The sequence below is a fragment of the Methylosinus sp. shoA genome, from assembly GCF_059718125.1.
The window spans coordinates 3,892,360-3,908,511 of sequence record NZ_AP046091.1 but is presented as its reverse complement, the minus strand read 5'-3'; the positions used below and the strand labels follow the sequence as shown (position 1 = coordinate 3,908,511).

The following is a 16,152-nucleotide window of genomic DNA, read 5'->3' as shown; positions in this document are numbered from 1 at the left end:
AACAACTTAGTCCCCGCCGCGGGGCTGACGTTTCACGGGGGCAAAAAAATGAGCAAGATCAAAGCGCCGCTCTCTCTTCGCAGTCTTCGTCGCGGCGCCGTGGCGCGCATGGACGGGCCGTCGGCCACGGTTCTGGGCGCGGCCGCCGTGATCGCCGTGGGCGTCGGCGTCGCGACGGCGCAGGAATCGAACCAGCCGCTGCCGGCGGTGCGCGTCGACGCGCCGAACGAGAAGCCGCGGCCCGTCGTCCATGCGGCGCCGGTCGTCCGTCACGCCGCCAAGCCGCGCCGTGCGGCCCGCGCGCCTGCGCATTCCGGCGATCGCCAGAGCGCGCCCGGGCCCGTGACCGTGCAGGCCGCCGTCGGCGGAGCGGGGGGCGCGGCGCCCGCCGACGCCAATCCTTACGCCGATCCCGCCGCGCCCTATAAGGCCGACCGGCTGTCGTCGAACAAATTCACCCAGCCGATTCTCAACACGCCGCGCTCGGTCACGGTTCTCACCAAGGAGACCCTGGCCGACAAGAATGCGACGTCGCTGAAAGAAATCGGCCGCAGCACGGCGGGCGTGACGCTCGGCACGGGCGAGGGCGGCAACGCCTTCGGCGACCGCTTCTTCATCCGCGGCTTCGACGCCCGCAACGACATCTTTCTCGACAATATCCGCGATCCGGGCGTCAGCCTGCGCGAGAATTTCTACACCGAGCAGGTCGAGATCCTGCGCGGTCCGGGATCGAGCTTCGCCGGCCGCGGCACCGCCGGCGGCGCGATCAATGTCGTCACCAAGCAGGCCAAGGACGTCGACTTCTACGATCTGACGTTCAGGGGCGGACCGAGCGACGACTCCAAGCGCGTGGCTGTGGACTTGAATCACGCGATCAGCCCGATTCTCGCGGTCCGCTTCAACGGGCTCTACCAGGACTCCAAGGTCGCGGGACGCAACCTCGTCACCGACGACCGCTATGGCTTCTCCGGCTCGGTCGTCTTCAAGCCGATCGAGGATCTGACGCTCACCGCGAGCTACACCCACATCTATCAGGACGGCCTGCCGGACTTCGGCGTTCCCTACAACCGCGCCGCCAACCGGCCATTCTCGCAGGGAATCACGCCCCGCTACACCTGGTATGGCCTCCTCAATCGCGACTTCCAGAAATATCAGCAGGATTTCGGCACCTTCACCGGGCAATATCGCGTCGACGACAATCTTGTTTTCAACAGCCGCCTGCGCCAGGGCCGCTCGATCATCGACTATATCGGCACGCTGACGCAGAGCGCCGATCTGACGGCGGGGACCGTCAGAATCGGCGGGCAGAGCCGTTATCAGGTGACCAATGTGCTGGCGAATCAGACCGACGCCAATGTGAAATTCGTCACCGGTCCGGTGAAGCACGAGGTGGTCATCGGCGCGGAATTCGGCCGCGAAGGCGTCACGCGAACCAACTATGTCGGCCTCTTGTCGGAGCTGAACGGAGATCTGGTCATCGGCGGCCAGCTGAATTGCAATCTGTTCGCGCCCTGCAGCGACTTGCCGTTTCCGGTCGCGCCCGGCCGCAATCCGAACGTGACCCGCATCGCGGTCGACACCAAGGCGGGCTATCTGATCGAGACGGCAAATTTCCAGGACATCGTAATCGCCAACGCCGGCGTTCGCTACGATGATTACAACATCACCAGCCGCAACGAAACGGGCACGACCTTCGCGTCGAGTCACTCCGGCATGGTCAATTGGAACGCCGGCCTCGTGGTGAAGCCGTTGCCGGAAGTGAGCCTCTATGCGGCCTACGCCACCTCGAGCAATCCGGTCGGCGCCGAGCTCGACGGCGGCGCCGCCAACTACGGCGGCCTCAACGCCGCCGCGCAGATCTTCGCGCCGCAGCGCAACTACGCCAAGGAAATCGGCGCCAAATGGGAGCTGTTCGACCGGCATCTGCTCGCCACTGCGGCGCTGTTCCGCACCGATGTGAGCGGCGCGCGCGAGGTGAACGGCAGCCTCACCACTGGCGACGCGGCCTATTACGTGCAGGGCGCGGACATCGAGATCGCCGGCAACATCACCGACAAATGGAGCGTGACGGGCGGCGTCGTCATCATGGAGTCGAAGGTCAAGCAGTCGTGGATCTTAACCAATGTCGGCCTCCAGCTCGCCAATATCGCGCATGAATCCTTCAGCCTGCTGAGCAAATACAAGTTCGGCGATCTCTTCGGCCTCGAGCCGGATCGGCTGGAGTTCGGCGGCCAGGCGATCTATCGCTCCAAAATCTACGGCGGCAACAACATCATCGCCAATGGAGCCACTGCGGTCAACTTCGCGACGCGCATGCCGGCGCCGACCCCGGCCAGTCCCTTCGTCAATTGGCCGACGGAGCTCCCCTCCTACTGGCGGTTCGACGCTTTCGTCGAAGCGAAGATCACGGAGAACATCACGCTGAAGGCGTCCGTCATGAACATGTTCGATCGGACCTATTACGACGCCTTCTATCAGACCGGGACGCCCTACACTCTGGTGGCGCCGGGGCGAACCGTCTTCCTCGAAGCGCGCGCCAAATTCTGAGACGGGACTCCACGGATCCTCAGCCCTCCCTTGGAAATGTTTCAAACAAGGAACCGTCATCTTCCCATGCCTCCTCGAAGCATGGGAAGATGTGGAGCCGAGGACGCTCCCATGCTGGTTTCCATTCCCGATGTGCTGAACAAGGAGACGGTCGCCTGGTTCCGCAGCGCTCTCGACGCTGCGGAATGGGAAGACGGCGCGTCGACCGGAGGCGCCGCGGCCGAGCTCAAGAATAATGAGCAATTGCCGCCCAACGGCGAATTGTCGCGCCGCCTCGGCGAGCGCATGCTTTCGGCGGTCGTCGCCAATCCAGGCTTCGTGTCGGCGGCGATTCCGCTGCGCGTCTATCCGCCCATGTTCAACCGCTATCGCGTCGGACATTATTTCGACGTGCATGTCGACAACGCCGTGCGCGGCGATCCCGCGACGGGCCTGCGCATCCGCGCCGATCTCGCCGTCACCGTCTTCCTGTCGGAGCCGGACGAATATGACGGCGGCGAGCTGATCGTCGACGACGCCTATGATTCGCACAGCCTGAAGCCTGCGGCCGGATCGGTCGCCGTCTATCCCGCGAGCAATCTGCATTTGGTGACGAGGGTGACGCGCGGCGTGCGCGTCGCCTCCTTCTTCTGGGCGCAGAGCATGATCCGCCAGGAGGGCGTGCGCGATCTCGTCTATGATCTCGATCTCGCCATCCAGGAGCTGACGCCGCGTCTCGGCGGCCGCGACGAGGATGTGATGAAGCTCGGCGGCGTCTATCACAATCTGATCCGCCATTGGAGCGAGGTATGAGGACCTTGCCCCGATGCTGATCTGCATTCCCGACGTGCTCGCCCGGGAGCAGGTCGTCCATTTCCGCGACGTGATGTCGCAGTCGCCGTGGGAGGACGGGCGCACGACGGCGGGCGCGCAATCCTCGCTCGTCAAGAATAATCTGCAGCTGCCGCAGGACGGCGCCGCCGCGCGTGGCCTCGGCGACATGGTGCTCGACGCGCTCGCCGCATGTCCCTTGTTCGTCTCGGCGGCGCTGCCGCATCGCATCTTCCCGCCGCTGTTCAATCGCTATGGCGCCGGGCAGAGCTTCGGCCTGCATGTCGACAACGCCATTCGCGGCGTGCCGCGCACGCCCGTGCGCATCCGCACCGATCTCTCGGTCACTCTGTTCCTCTCCGAGCCGGATGAATATGAAGGCGGCGAACTCGTCATCGAGGATCATTTCGGCGCGCAGGAAATCAAGCTTCCGGCCGGCCATCTCGTGCTCTATCCGTCGACGAGTCTGCATCTCGTGCGGGAGGTGAAGCGCGGCGAGCGCATCGCCTCCTTCTTCTGGCTGCAGAGCATGATACGCGACAATATGGTACGGTCGTTGCTTTTCGATTTGGACCAGACGATCCAAAGCCTCACGGCGCGGCTCGGAGCAGGCGACAGCGCCTGCATCAGACTGACCGGCGTCTATCACAATCTCATTCGCACATGGGCGGAAGCATGAAACATTCGATTTTGACGGCGTCGGTCGCGGCCTCGGTGTTCCTCTTGCTCCCGAGCCTCTCGCTCGCCGAGACGGCGCAGGTGGATATCGCCAATCGTCCGCACGATCTCTCCGTCTCCAGCATGTTCCTCAACGCCGACATCGTCGTGAAGATCGTGATGCTCGGCCTGCTCGCCGCGTCGATCGGCACATGGACGGTGCTGATCGCCAAGACCGTCGAGCTCGATCGCGCGCGCCGCCGCGTGCGCGGCTCGATCGAGCGCCTGCAGGAGGCGCGCGGCCTCGCCGAGGCGCGCGTCGCGCTCGGCTCCGACGATCCGCTCGCCAATGCGCTCATCGCCGAGGCGCTGCGCGAGTTCCGCCTCTCCTCCGATCTCACGGCCTCGGGCGGGCTGAAGGAGCGCGTCGCGTCGAGCTTCGCCGAGCTCGAGCGCGCCGAGGGCCTTTCCATTCGTCGCGGCACGGGCCTGCTCGCATCGGTCGGCTCGACCGGCCCCTTCGTCGGTCTATTCGGCACGGTCTGGGGCATCATGAACAGCTTCATCGGCATATCCAAGGCGCAGACCACCAATCTCGCCGTCGTCGCGCCGGGCATCGCCGAGGCGCTGCTCGCCACCGCCGTCGGCCTCTTCGCCGCCATTCCCGCGGTGCTGATCTATAATCATCTCGCGCGCCAGACGGGCGCCTATCTCGAGCTCGTCTCCAATCTCTCCGGCGAATTGCTGCGCGTCGTCTCGCGCGATCTCGATCGCGGCGCGCAGCAGCCTTCGCATCATGCCGCGCTGCGCGCGGCGGAGTGAGCGCCATGGCCGGCAATATCGGCGGTTCGCCGCGCGGCGCGCTCGAGGAGACGCACGAGATCAACGTCACGCCCTTCATCGACGTGATGCTGGTCCTGCTGATCATCTTCATGGTGGCGGCGCCGCTCGCCACCGTCGATCTGCCCGTCGATCTTCCGGCGGCCAATTCCGCGCCGCATGAGAAGCCCGATAAGCCGGTCTATCTCACCATTCAGGCCGATCTCGCGCTGGCGCTCGGCGAGACGCCGGTCAAGCGCAATGATCTCGTCTCCTCGCTCGATTCGCTCGCCAATGGCGACAAGGGCAAGCGCATTTTTCTTCGCGCCGACAGCGCCGTTCCCTATGGCGAGATGATGGCGATCCTCGAGCGCCTGCGCGCCGGCGGCTATCTCAAAGTGTCCCTCGTCGCGCTCGACGCCGGCGGAGCGCAGAAATGAGCGCCGCCGCGCTGCTCGGCTCGTCGGGGGGCGATCGCCGCGTCTGGAGCCTCGCGGGCGCCGCCGCGCTCGCGCTTCATGTCGCCGCTCTGGGGGCGGCGCTGTTCGCTTTCGCTGTCGAGCCGGAGGACGAGGACACGGGCGCGCCGGCGATCGAGATTTCGCTCGCGCCGGCCGCGCCGCATGTCGAGGAGGCGCCCGACGCGCCGCCCGGCCCTCAGGCCGACGAGGCCGCCGCCGCGGCGCCGGCCGTCGCCTCGTCCCAGACCAGGGACAGCGACGATCCCAAGATCGCCCGCGTCGAGGCCGAGGACGCGGACTATGCGCAGGCCGAAAAGCACGAGAAGCCGGTCGAGGAGCCGTTGAAGCACGAGGCGACGCCCGTCGTCTCGGCCGAATCGGCGGCGTCCGAGGCGGCCGCGCCGCCCAAGTCCGATGTGGCGCAGGAGGCGCCCCATGCGGTCGCGCCCGCGCCCGGCGTGGACAAGGCGGCGCGCGCCGCCAAGCTCACCTGGCAGAAGACGCTGATGGCGCATCTCAACCGCCACAAGCGCTATCCGAGCGGGGCCGGGCGGCGTTCGGCCGAGGTCGCGGTCGCCTTCACGCTCGACCGGCTCGGCCATGTGGTTGCGACGAGCGTGCGGCGCACCTCCGGCGACCACGCCTTCGACGAGGCGGCGCTCACCATGATGAAGCGCGCCGATCCCGTGCCGCCGCCGCCGGCGGCGGTCGCCGACGAGGGTCTCAGCTTCGAGGTTCCGGTGATGTTCCGGGCGGAGAAGCACTGAGGAGCGAACGCCTGGACGGCGCGCATCGGTTCCCGGTAGGAGCACGATTGTCCGGGGAAAATTCCGGGCGCGACACAGGCCGAGCCTTCGGTGCCGCTGCATCGCTCTCAAGCAAGGGCGCTCCTTCTCCCATAGGGGGTAAGGAGTCGCGCCCGTCGCGGATTCAATGCGCCTCGTCCCAATTCTGCGCGGCGCGCGCTTCCACTTGCAGCGGCACGGAGAGCGTGACGGCCGGGTGCGGCGCCCCTTCCATCACGCGCTTGACGACGGCGATCGTGGCCTCGATCTCCGCGAGCGGCGCCTCGAACACCAATTCGTCATGCACCTGCATCAGCATGCGCGCGCCGCCGCCGGCCGCCGCGAGCGCCTTGTCCATGTGCGCCATCGCGCGGCGGATGATATCGGCCGCCGCTCCCTGTATCGGCGCATTGATCGCCGCGCGTTCGAAGAAGGCGCGCTCCGAGGCGTTCGACGAGCCGATGCGCGGAAAATGGCATTTGCGGCCGAAGATGGTGGTGACGACGCCCTTCTCGCGCACCATCCTCCTCGTCTGGTCCATATAATCGCGAATGCCGGGGAAGCGCTCGAAATAGCGCTTGATATAGGCGCTCGCCTCCTCGCGCGGAATGCCGAGCTGATTGGCGAGGCCGAAGGCGGATATGCCGTAGATGATGCCGAAATTGATCGCCTTGGCGCGCCGCCGCACTTCCGAGGGCATGTCCTTCACCGGCACGCCGAACATCTCGCTCGCCGTCATCGCGTGAATGTCGAGCCCGTCGGCGAAGGCCTGACGCAATTGCGGAATATCGGCGATATGCGCGAGCAGACGCAATTCGATCTGCGAATAATCGGCGGAGATCAGCGCATGGCCGCTCTCGGCGACGAAAGCCTTGCGAATCTTGCGGCCCGCTTCGTTGCGCACCGGAATATTCTGCAGATTGGGCTCGGAGGAGGAGAGCCGCCCCGTCGTCGTCGCCGCGAGTGCGTAGGAAGTGTGGACGCGATGCGTCGCCTTGTTCACGAAGCCGGGCAGCGCGTCGGTGTAGGTCGATTTGAGCTTGGCGAGCTGGCGCCAGTCGAGAATGCGCGCGGCGAATGTGTTGCCGGTCTCGGCCAGGTCCTCGAGCACGCTGGCCGAGGTCGACCAGGCGCCGGTCGCGGTCTTCTTCGCGCCGGGCAGGCCCATCTTGCCGAAGAGAATGTCGCCCAATTGCTTGGTCGAGCCGAGATTGAAGCTCTCGCCGGCGAGATCGTAGATCTCGGCCTCGAGCCGCGCCATGTCCTGCGCGAATTCGCCCGAGAGGCGCGAGAGAATATCGCGGTCGATGGCGACGCCGCGCCGCTCCATCGCGGCGAGCACGCCGACCATCGGCCGCTCCAGCGTCTCATAGACGCCGGTCATGTGCTCGGCGGGAAGGCGCGGCTTCAGCGCACGCCACAGGCGCAGCGCGACGTCCGCGTCCTCCGCGGCATATTCGGTCGCCCTGTCGAGCGGAACGCGCGCGAAGCCGATGAATGTGCGGCCCGAGCCGGCGACCGCCGAGAAGGGAATGCATTCATGGCCGAGATGTTTTTTCGAAAGCTCGTCGAGCCCATGATTGTTGCGTCCTGCGTCGAGCACGTAGGAGATCAGCATCGTGTCCTCGATCGGCGCGACCTCTATGCCGCAGCACGCCAGAACGAGGAGATCATATTTCATATTGTGGGCGATCTTCAGCACGCTCCTCGCCTCGAGCAGCGGCTTCAGGCGCGCGAGCGCCTCCGCGAAAGGAATTTGCGCGGGCGGCGGCTCGGCGGCGCCGAGAAGATCCGGCGTCGCGGGCGCGACATGCCGGAGCGGTATATAGCAGGCGCGGCCGGGGGCCGTGGCGAGCGAGACTCCGACGAGATCGCATGACATCGGATCGAGCGACGTCGTCTCCGTATCCATCGCCACGGCGCCGGCGGAGAAGCCTTCCGCGATCCAGGCGTCGAGCCTCTCGAGGCTCGTCACCGTCTCATAGAGCGACCGGTCGATCTTCGACGCGACGCCTTCCTCGCGACGCGCCTCGGCGAGGGCGGAGGGCGTGAGAACCTCCGTCTCGGCGGGCGCCGGCAATGCCGCGGCAGGCTCCGCCGGCGCAGGCAGGGCAGGCGCTTGCGCCACCTCGCCATTGCGCGCGCGCCAGCCGGCGGGGCCGACGAAATTCGGATCCGGCTCGATCTCGCTCGCCTCGACGCCATAAGTCTCGGCCGCGCGGCGCGTGAGCTGCGAGAACTCCATCGCATGCAGAAAGGAGACGAGCGTCTTGCCGTCCGGCTGATGCAGGCCGAGATCGTCCAGCGGAATCTCGAGCGGCGCGTCGTCGACGAGCGTGACGAGCTTTTGCGAAATGCGGATCAGCGCGACGCTCTGCGGATCGGTCAGCGCCTCGCGGCGCTTGGGCTGCTTGATCTCGCCCGCGCGGGCGAGCAGAGTGTCGAGGTCGCCATATTCATTGATGAGCTGCGCGGCGGTCTTGACGCCGATGCCCTTGGCGCCCGGCACATTGTCGGTGGAATCGCCGGCGAGCGCCTGCACGTCGACCACCTTTTCGGGCGGCACGCCGAAATATTCGACGACTTCATCATAGCCGATGCGCCGCTCCTCGCGCGTTCCGGAGGCCGGATCATACATCGACACTTTGTCGTCGATGAGCTGCATCAGATCCTTGTCGGCGGAGACGATCAGCACATCGGCGCCGCGCGCGCGCGCCTCTTTCGCATAAGTGGCGATGAGATCGTCGGCCTCATAGACGTCCTGCTCGATCGGCAGCAGGCCGAAGGCGCGCACGGCGGCGCGCATCAGCGGAAACTGCGGCACGAGATCGGCGGGCGGCTCCTGGCGATGCGCCTTGTAGTCGGGATAGATCTCCTTGCGGAAGGAGTTTTCCGATTTGTCGAAGACGATGGCGAGATGAGTCGGCATGACGCCGGCCGCGCCCTCGCGGATGAATTGGAACAGCTTGGCGCAGAACAGGCGCACGGCGCCGGTCGGCAGGCGGTCGGCGCGATAGTTGTATTTGGCGTCCTGGCGGATCGACTGGAAATAGGCGCGAAAGACGAAGGACGAGCCGTCGACGAGAAAGACATGGCTGCCGGGGCCGATCGGCTTGTGAGTGAGGGACATGCGGAGCTTTCGGGATGGTCCGGGGAGGGCGGGACCCTATCACCGCCGGGCGGCGCCGAGAAGGTTGTGTCCGGGTTCAGGACATATGAGACGAGGAGGGGGCCCGTCGTCTGGTGGCCTGGAGATACTCGAAGGGGGTTTGTCCGCCAAGGGCGTCATGAGGCCTGTGATGATTACAGCTCGACGCCGCGGGCGCGGCATTCCTCCTCCAAGACGGCTCTGAACTCGCCGCCGCCGACCTGAATGCCGCGGATGAGAAAGGGCGCCTCGCGCAGGAGCTTTTCGAGCAAGGCTTTGGCGCTGCTCGCGGAGGCTTCGCCGCTGACGCGGCCGATCGTCCATTTGGCGACCGGATCATAGGCGGTGAAATGCTCGACCGGCTTGTCGGGCCTGATGTCGACGAAGAGCGTGTCGATCTGGACGAGCTCGCCGGGAGCCTTCGCCTTGCGTCCTTTCGGTAGGCGACGCCGCCCCAGCGTTTCGGATAACGTCAGAAGGCAGGCCGAAAACCTGCATCTCTTTCTCAACCCGGACAGCCGCTATCCGGGAGCCCGTCAGCGCGGCGCCACGGCGATGATCCGCGCGGGGCCGCCCGTGCCGTCGGCGATCTTCATCGGCAGGGCGAAAACGATCGCGCCCGTCGGCGGCAATTGCTCGAGATTCGTCAGATTCTCGAGCCCGCTCACATCGACCGCCGCCACGATGCGGTGCACGGGGAAGTCGCGCGAGGGGCCGTGGTCGACGCTCGCCGTGTCGAGCCCGATCATCCGCACATGGCGCTCGTTCGCCAGCAGAGACGCCGCCTCCGGGCCGAAGCCGGGGAAGTGCAGATTGCTCGCGTCCCCCGGCGTGTCGTCGCCGAGATAGGCCTTGCGGTCGCCCCAGCGCGCGCTCCAGCCCGTGCGCAGCAGCACGATCGCGCCCTCCGCGATCCGCCCATGCGCGGACTCGAAGGCCGCTATGTCCTCCACCTGCAGCCGATAGTCGCGATTCACCGCGGCCTTGGCGGAGACGTCGATCACCACCGCCGGGCCGACGAAGCGCTCGACCGGAATATCGGCGCTCGTCCAATGACCTTGCGCGAAATGGCGCGGCGCGTCGAGATGCGTGCCGCCGTGCTCCGGCGAGCAGAAGCTGTTCGCCGCATAGAAGAAGCCGCCCTTGGTCAGGCCGTTGAACAGAGGCTTCAGCTCGAAACCCGAAGGCGACGTCGGCCAGTAGATCGTCTTCGCATCGAAAGCATGGGTGAGATCGATAATTTTCGAGGTGGCGAGATCGACGGTCTGGGCCTCGGCCGCACAGGGGAGGCCGAACAGGAGCGCCGCGGCGGACACGAACCGGATAAGCATCGAAACTCCTCCTTCGCAACGGCCGCGCGCAAGAACGCGGAGGGCGCTCAGGTGAAAGTTTCCGCATTCTGAGGAGGCTCCCCGAAGGAGCCGTCTCGAAGCACGCGGAGACCTTCACCCGATCGCCCCTGGCAAGCACGCGCAGGGCTTTGATGTCGCCGAGTGTAGCTCTATCATCCGCCGCGTCGATCGGAGCCTCGAGGACATGACCGATAAATTTCGCGCCACGACCGTCGCGCTCGACATTTCACACAGGGCGGAGGGGCCGCTCGCGGGAGCGCGCTTCGTCGTCAAGGAGAACATAGACGTCGCAGGTCTCCTGTCGACCAACGGCAATCCGCGATGGGCCGAGACGCATCGGCCCGCGTCGCAGGACGCGCCCGCGGTGGACCGGCTGCTCGCGGCCGGCGCACGGCTCGTCGGCAAGGCGCAGATGGACGAGATGGCCTATAGCCTGCTCGGCGCCAACGCCCATTATGGAACGCCGCTCAACCCCGCCACGCCGGACCGGCATCCGGGCGGCTCGTCGTCCGGCTCGGCCGTGGCCGTTGCGGCGGGCCTCGCCGATTTCGCGCTGGGCACGGATACGGCTGGCTCCTGCCGGGCGCCGGCGTCCTTCTGCGGGATTTTCGGCTTTCGGCCCTCGCATGGCGCAATCTCGTCGAATGGCGTCATTCCGCTCGCGCAATCGCTCGACACGATCGGCTGGTTCGCGCGCGACATCGACATGCTCGCGCGCGTCGGCGCGGTGCTGCTGCCGGCCGATCTTTCCGTCGGCTCTTTCGAGCGCGCCGTGGCGCTGGAGGAAGCCTTCGCGCAGAGCGACGCGGAGACGATCGAGGCGGCGAAGCCCGCGCGAGAAGCGCTGGCGCAGATGTTCTCCATCGGCGGGGCGTCCATCGGCGAGGACTTCTGGTCGGCGTGCTCGCGCCATTTCCGCAATCTGCAGGCGTTCGAGGCGTGGAGCGCTCACGCAGACTGGATCGAGCGCGAAAAGCCGCGCTTCGGGCCGGGCATCGCGGAGCGTTTCGTCTATGCGGCGAAAGTCACGGCGAGCGAAAAGGCGGAGGCCGACGCCTTTCGCCGCGAGGCGCGCGCGCAGGTCGACGCGATCTTGCCGCGGAACACGCTGCTCGTCGCGCCGACGACGCCCTTCGTCTCGCCGCTGCTGACGGAGAGCGAGGCCGAGCTCGACCGCAAGCGCAATCTGATGTTACGCACCTTCCTCTTCGCGAGCTTCTTCGGCCTGCCGCAGATCGGTCTTCCTTTGCCGAGGCCGCAGGGCGCGCCGCCCTCGGGGATTTCACTGGTCGGCCCGCGCTGGTCGGACCGGCGGCTGATCGACGCGGCGGCCGGGCTCGTCGGGCGCTCGTGGAAGCGGAGCTGATGTCGGGGGATCACTTGCTGCTGGCGTCGTCGAGCTTCTTTTCCGTCGTGGTGAGAATGCTCGGGACCAGCCGCTCGGAGAATCCGGCCAGGAAGCTCCAGACGATCAGCAGCGCCAGAGCTTCGTTGGGAAGAACGATCAACCATCTCGCGGCGGAGGACGCCTCTGCCGACGTCGAGTCACGGCGAGGTTGATCGGCCGCAGGCTGCGCCGGAGCGCCCGCGCCCTGTCCGCCCGGCGGAACGGGCGGGAGCGTGGCCAGCTTCTTGCCAGTCCAGACGACGCGCGTGAATCCCAGCTCTTCGAAACTCGGAAACAGGCGTCCGGTGAAGAGGCCCGACTGGAGAAAGAAGAAGACGATCAGCGCGCCGCCCATGCCGACGATGCCGCGCAAGAGAATTTGCCAGAAGTCGCGCGCATTGCGTAATTCCTTCAGCGACAACTGATCGGAGTTGGTCTGCAGATACTGCAGGCGGCTGAAGAAGGCGCCGAACCATCCTGCCGAAAGCGCCGCATAGAGCGGAAACCACGGCCAGCCGGTCGGGTCGTCATAGGCCTTGATGAAATAGAGGATGAAATACGGCGCCACGACGAGCGTCAGCGCGCCGACCGCGAATCCCAAAGTCACGGTCGTCGCTTTGCGCAGACGCTCCTCGGCCACGAAATTGCGTTGAAAGGTCCAATGAAGCTCTTCCAGCGTCGTGTTCAAGAGACTGCGGAACGCCTCGGCCGCGCCCGGTTTGAGCGTTGGCGGCGGAGGAGGAGCGTCGGGGTCGGGTTGCGGCGTGACGACATAATCTTGCATAGCCTTGTCGAACAACGCCGCGAGGCGGTCGGCCGCCGAGGACTTGTGGGCGCGCGCCTCGTCGACTCGGCGCGCCACTTCCATCGGCAATGTGGCGTCGGGCTCCAGCAACGCCAGACGTCGCTCGAGATAATAGGCATAGGACCAGGTTTCATGCAGCGTCGGGTCACGGCCCGCCGGACCCGCATTCTCGTAGAATTGCTGCAGATTTTTCTCGATCTCGTCGAGGGCCTTCAGTTTTTCCTGATCGTTCTGCAGTCTCGGTTGCAGGCCGCGAACCCGCGTATCGAGCATCGTGAGCATGAAATCCAGCATGGGATCGGTCTGCTGGCGAGGCTTCTTCTTTTTTATCTCGTCGGGTGGCGGCCCCATTTCGGTCATGGCAATTCTCCAAATCTGATCCGCAACGCCGAACGTCGGACGGGTTCACGTCTTTGCTGCGCAAATACCGTATTCGAATGCGATTTCGTCTGAGGATGCCTGTATGGCCGGAGGATGCTCCCGATTTCGCCGGCAGGCAAGCGCCGATCGCAAAAGTTGCATTTCGACGATGGCTGAAATGGTCAGAGCCGATCCGATCCCCCCTCGACGGACAACAGCGCCAGAATGCGCTTCGACAAGGAATCGCGCACGGCGCGATAGGCGTCGAGGATCGTCTCGCGCGAGCCCGTCGCCGCCGTCGCGTCGAGCGTCGGCCAATAGACGACGTCGACCGCCATGGCGCGGGTGAATTCCAGCGCCTTGTGATGCGATTCCGGCGACAGCGTCACGATCAGATCGAAATTGGAGTCTTCGATATCCTCGAACGTATGCGGCTTGTGGCGCGAGATGTCGATGCCGATCTCCTCCATCGCCGCCACGGCGAAAGCGTCGGGCTCGCCGCGCTTCAGGCCCGCCGAGGCGAAATAGATCTCGCGGCCGAAATAATGGCGCGCCAGCGCCTCGGCCATCGGCGAACGCACGGCGTTCTGCGTGCAGGCGAATAATACGGCTCTCGGTCGCGGCGAGGAATCGCCTTCGTCCGGCATCGCGTCAGCCCTTCCAGTGCAGGGCGGTGACCAGAGTGAAGAGACGGCGCGCCGTGTCGGCGTCGCAGCGGATCTTGCCTTTCAGCCGCTCGGCGAGCAGCGCGGCGCCTTCGTTGTGCAGGCCGCGGCGGCCCATGTCGATCGCTTCGATCCGGCTCGGCGTCGCCGTGCGGATCGCGGCGTAATAGGTCTCGCAGACGAGGAAGTAATCCTTCAGCAGTCGCTTGAACGGCGTCAGCGAGAGAATATGCGTGACGATGGTCGCGCCCGTCTCGTCGCGCACGTCGAAGACGAGCTTCGCGTCGTGCAGCGCGATGATCAGCGCATAAGGGCCGCCGTCGTGGCCCTCCAGCGCGAAGCTGTTGTCCTCGATGAGATCATAGATGGCGATGGCGCGCTCATGCTCCTGATCCGCGGTGCCGCGCCCGATCGATTGCTCGTCGAGCGTCACCGAGATCAGACGCTGTCGCGCGTCCACCTCACGCTCCGCGCTGATCGAGACGGACGGCGACGGATCGGGCATGGGCTTGCAGACGTTCGGCGTCGCCGAGCGCGACGGCCGCAGGGCCGATCTCGCGAATGGACGACGCGTCGCATTTGAGGATCGAGGTGCGCTTGACGAAATCGAGCACGCTCAAGCCGGAGGAGAAGCGCGCCGAGCGCGCGGTCGGCAGCACGTGATTGGAGCCGCCGACATAATCGCCGATCGCCTCGGGCGTATAGGCGCCGATGAAGATCGCGCCGGCGTTGCGCACCTTCGCCGCCAGCTCCTCGGCGTTTTCCGAGACGATCTCGAGATGCTCGGCGGCGATGCGGTCGGCGAGCGGGATCGCGTCTTCGAGCGTCTTCGTCACGATGATCGCGCCGAAATCGCGCCAGGAGCGCGTCGCGATCTCGCGGCGCGACAGAGTCTCGAGCTGGCGCTCCACCGCCGCGGCCGTCGCGTCGGCGAAAGCGGCGTCGTCGGTGACGAGGATGGATTGCGCGGATTCGTCGTGCTCGGCCTGAGCGAGCAGGTCGATCGCCACCCAATCGGGATTTGCTGTCTTATCCGCGAGCACCAGGATTTCCGAAGGGCCGGCGATCATGTCGATGCCGACGAGGCCGAAGACGCGGCGCTTGGCGGCCGCCACCCAGGCGTTGCCGGGGCCGACGATCTTAGCGACGGGCCGGATGGTCTTGGTGCCATGGGCCAGCGCCGCGACCGCCTGCGCGCCGCCGACGCGATAGACCTCGTCGACGCCGGCGCGCTTGGCGGCGGCGAGCACCAGCGGGTCGATCTGCGCATGCGGGGCGGGCACGACCATGACGAGACGCTCGACGCCGGCGACCTTGGCCGGCACGGCGTTCATCAGCACGGAGGAGGGATAGGAGGCCGTGCCGCCCGGCACATAGAGGCCGACCGATTCGAGCGCGCTCCAGCGCCAGCCGAGCTCGACCCCGGCCGCGTCGCGAAAGCGCAGGTCCTCGGGCCTCTGCCGCTCATGGAAGGCTCTTATGCGGGCATGGGCGAGGTCGAGCGCCGCCAGCGTCTCCTTCGGCGCGCGCGCCTCGGCGGCGTCGATCTCCGCCCGGGTCAGCGCAATGCCGGTCTCGCGCAGATCGATATGGTCGAAGCGCAGCGAATAGTCGACGAGCGCGTCGTCTCCGCGCGCCGCGACATCCTCGATGATGCCGCGGACCGTGTCGTCGACGTCCTGCGAGGCCTCGCGCTTCGTCGAGAGGAGGGCGGCGAAGCTCTCCTCGAAATCCGCCGCCGAAGCGTCCAATCGCCAAGTCATGCCCATCTCCAACCGGAATCTCCGGTTGTCATGACCTCGCCTCGCCGTTTTCGTCAAGCTCATGCGAGGGGCAGGCGGCGACCCGCCAGCGCGGGCCGAGGTCGCAGAGGCGCGCCTCGACGCATTCGACCTCGAGCGAGATCGCCGCGCCGCCCGCGAAAATCAGCGAGACGACGCCGCCCGGCGGCTCCTGCGAGGGCTCGAAGGTGAGGGCCAGCAATTCGAGGATGGCGTCGGGATTGTCGCGGGCGATGCGCCTGTGCTTCACCCGCCGCACGCCTTCGAAATGCAGGCCCGAGCGGCAGCGCTCGCGCCGCCCGTTCGCCTCGGCCGCCCAGTCGAAGCGCGAGCCGACGAAGGCGAAGCGGCGTTTCTCCGGCAGAAAGGCGAGATCGCCGACCCGGACGAGAGAGTCTTGGAGGAGGGCGGAGAGGCAGGCCAGATCCTCGGCGTCCATGGCCTGGAGCTTCAATCCGGCGGTGCGGCGCGGCGCTCGGCGCGAAAACATGGGCAGGGCCTCCTTTTCGTGCATATGGCGAGCGCCGTCTGGCCGCGCAACCGCCGCCGCGGCGCGCCGCCGCGGGGGGCGAGAA

The 16,152-nt window shown here is 66.4% G+C and carries 15 protein-coding genes; 7 read left to right on the top strand and 8 right to left on the bottom strand.

Annotated elements, in window-relative coordinates:
- Nucleotides 1-48: 48 nt before the first annotated feature.
- From AC6IW9_RS18165 to AC6IW9_RS18140, 6 genes are all read left to right on the top strand, one after another.
- Nucleotides 49-2,547 carry a TonB-dependent receptor gene (locus AC6IW9_RS18165; protein ID WP_497765777.1) on the top strand — a complete coding sequence of 833 codons (2,499 nt, stop codon included), beginning with the start codon at nucleotides 49-51 and terminating at the stop codon, nucleotides 2,545-2,547.
- Nucleotides 2,548-2,658: 111 nt separating this feature from the next.
- Nucleotides 2,659-3,339, top strand: a complete 681-nt coding sequence (locus AC6IW9_RS18160) for a Fe2+-dependent dioxygenase (RefSeq protein WP_497765774.1) — start codon at nucleotides 2,659-2,661, stop codon at nucleotides 3,337-3,339.
- A 13-nt stretch (nucleotides 3,340-3,352) separates the two neighbouring features.
- Nucleotides 3,353-4,036 (top strand): Fe2+-dependent dioxygenase, encoded by a 684-nt coding sequence (locus AC6IW9_RS18155; protein ID WP_497765771.1) that lies wholly within the window; start codon nucleotides 3,353-3,355, stop codon nucleotides 4,034-4,036.
- The gene (gene exbB / locus AC6IW9_RS18150) at nucleotides 4,033-4,836 is read left to right on the top strand and encodes a tonB-system energizer ExbB (protein WP_497765768.1); all 804 of its coding nucleotides are present in this window, start codon (nucleotides 4,033-4,035) and stop codon (nucleotides 4,834-4,836) included. Before AC6IW9_RS18155 ends, exbB begins: the two co-directional genes overlap by 4 nt.
- A 5-nt stretch (nucleotides 4,837-4,841) precedes the next feature.
- Nucleotides 4,842-5,273 carry a TonB system transport protein ExbD gene (exbD, locus tag AC6IW9_RS18145; RefSeq protein ID WP_497765766.1) on the top strand — a complete coding sequence of 144 codons (432 nt, stop codon included), beginning with the start codon at nucleotides 4,842-4,844 and terminating at the stop codon, nucleotides 5,271-5,273.
- Nucleotides 5,270-6,061: an energy transducer TonB gene (locus AC6IW9_RS18140; protein ID WP_497765763.1), complete on the top strand. Its 792-nt coding sequence runs from the start codon at nucleotides 5,270-5,272 to the stop codon at nucleotides 6,059-6,061. The genes exbD and AC6IW9_RS18140 overlap by 4 nt, the downstream gene beginning before the upstream one ends.
- Nucleotides 6,062-6,224: 163 nt before the next feature.
- Here AC6IW9_RS18140 and polA read toward each other — a convergent pair whose 3' ends face one another.
- From polA to AC6IW9_RS18125, 3 genes are all read right to left on the bottom strand, one after another.
- On the bottom strand, nucleotides 6,225-9,209 hold the full coding sequence (gene polA, locus AC6IW9_RS18135) for a DNA polymerase I (protein ID WP_497765761.1): 2,985 nt from the start codon (nucleotides 9,207-9,209) through the stop codon (nucleotides 6,225-6,227).
- Nucleotides 9,210-9,382: 173 nt separating this feature from the next.
- A complete protein-coding gene (locus AC6IW9_RS18130; RefSeq protein WP_497765759.1) occupies nucleotides 9,383-9,736 on the bottom strand; it encodes a hypothetical protein in 354 nt (117 codons plus the stop codon).
- Nucleotides 9,737-9,763: 27 nt separating this feature from the next.
- Nucleotides 9,764-10,558, bottom strand: coding sequence for a cyclase family protein (locus AC6IW9_RS18125; RefSeq protein ID WP_497765757.1), 795 nt, complete (start codon nucleotides 10,556-10,558; stop codon nucleotides 9,764-9,766).
- Between the two features lie 205 nt (nucleotides 10,559-10,763).
- Here AC6IW9_RS18125 and AC6IW9_RS18120 point away from each other — a divergent pair, with 205 nt between their 5' ends.
- Nucleotides 10,764-11,945, top strand: coding sequence for an amidase (locus AC6IW9_RS18120; RefSeq protein WP_497765754.1), 1,182 nt, complete (start codon nucleotides 10,764-10,766; stop codon nucleotides 11,943-11,945).
- A gap of 10 nt (nucleotides 11,946-11,955) precedes the next feature.
- On the opposite strand, the gene AC6IW9_RS18115 is transcribed toward AC6IW9_RS18120, so the two are convergent.
- From AC6IW9_RS18115 to AC6IW9_RS18095, 5 genes are all read right to left on the bottom strand, one after another.
- Nucleotides 11,956-13,131 carry a hypothetical protein gene (locus tag AC6IW9_RS18115; protein ID WP_497765752.1) on the bottom strand — a complete coding sequence of 392 codons (1,176 nt, stop codon included), beginning with the start codon at nucleotides 13,129-13,131 and terminating at the stop codon, nucleotides 11,956-11,958.
- Between the two features lie 182 nt (nucleotides 13,132-13,313).
- Nucleotides 13,314-13,778 carry an arsenate-mycothiol transferase ArsC gene (locus AC6IW9_RS18110; protein WP_497765750.1) on the bottom strand — a complete coding sequence of 155 codons (465 nt, stop codon included), beginning with the start codon at nucleotides 13,776-13,778 and terminating at the stop codon, nucleotides 13,314-13,316.
- A gap of 4 nt (nucleotides 13,779-13,782) precedes the next feature.
- Nucleotides 13,783-14,301, bottom strand: a complete 519-nt coding sequence (locus tag AC6IW9_RS18105) for a UPF0262 family protein (protein ID WP_497765748.1) — start codon at nucleotides 14,299-14,301, stop codon at nucleotides 13,783-13,785.
- Nucleotides 14,258-15,559 (bottom strand): histidinol dehydrogenase, encoded by a 1,302-nt coding sequence (gene hisD, locus AC6IW9_RS18100; protein ID WP_497765746.1) that lies wholly within the window; start codon nucleotides 15,557-15,559, stop codon nucleotides 14,258-14,260. Before hisD ends, AC6IW9_RS18105 begins: the two co-directional genes overlap by 44 nt.
- 28 nt (nucleotides 15,560-15,587) lie before the next feature.
- The gene (locus AC6IW9_RS18095) at nucleotides 15,588-16,067 is read right to left on the bottom strand and encodes a DUF2948 family protein (RefSeq protein ID WP_497765744.1); all 480 of its coding nucleotides are present in this window, start codon (nucleotides 16,065-16,067) and stop codon (nucleotides 15,588-15,590) included.
- Nucleotides 16,068-16,152: the final 85 nt, after the last annotated feature.

Coding starts and splice junctions, on each gene's coding strand:
- polA (WP_497765761.1), bottom strand. CDS start 9,209: ATGTCCCTCACTCACAAGCCGATCGGCCCCGGCAGCCATGTCTTTCTC.
- exbD (WP_497765766.1), top strand. CDS start 4,842: ATGGCCGGCAATATCGGCGGTTCGCCGCGCGGCGCGCTCGAGGAGACG.
- AC6IW9_RS18110 (WP_497765750.1), bottom strand. CDS start 13,778: ATGCCGGACGAAGGCGATTCCTCGCCGCGACCGAGAGCCGTATTATTC.
- AC6IW9_RS18125 (WP_497765757.1), bottom strand. CDS start 10,558: ATGCTTATCCGGTTCGTGTCCGCCGCGGCGCTCCTGTTCGGCCTCCCC.
- AC6IW9_RS18155 (WP_497765771.1), top strand. CDS start 3,353: ATGCTGATCTGCATTCCCGACGTGCTCGCCCGGGAGCAGGTCGTCCAT.
- exbB (WP_497765768.1), top strand. CDS start 4,033: ATGAAACATTCGATTTTGACGGCGTCGGTCGCGGCCTCGGTGTTCCTC.
- AC6IW9_RS18105 (WP_497765748.1), bottom strand. CDS start 14,301: ATGCCCGATCCGTCGCCGTCCGTCTCGATCAGCGCGGAGCGTGAGGTG.
- AC6IW9_RS18115 (WP_497765752.1), bottom strand. CDS start 13,131: ATGACCGAAATGGGGCCGCCACCCGACGAGATAAAAAAGAAGAAGCCT.
- AC6IW9_RS18120 (WP_497765754.1), top strand. CDS start 10,764: ATGACCGATAAATTTCGCGCCACGACCGTCGCGCTCGACATTTCACAC.
- AC6IW9_RS18165 (WP_497765777.1), top strand. CDS start 49: ATGAGCAAGATCAAAGCGCCGCTCTCTCTTCGCAGTCTTCGTCGCGGC.
- AC6IW9_RS18160 (WP_497765774.1), top strand. CDS start 2,659: ATGCTGGTTTCCATTCCCGATGTGCTGAACAAGGAGACGGTCGCCTGG.
- AC6IW9_RS18095 (WP_497765744.1), bottom strand. CDS start 16,067: ATGTTTTCGCGCCGAGCGCCGCGCCGCACCGCCGGATTGAAGCTCCAG.
- hisD (WP_497765746.1), bottom strand. CDS start 15,559: ATGACTTGGCGATTGGACGCTTCGGCGGCGGATTTCGAGGAGAGCTTC.
- AC6IW9_RS18140 (WP_497765763.1), top strand. CDS start 5,270: ATGAGCGCCGCCGCGCTGCTCGGCTCGTCGGGGGGCGATCGCCGCGTC.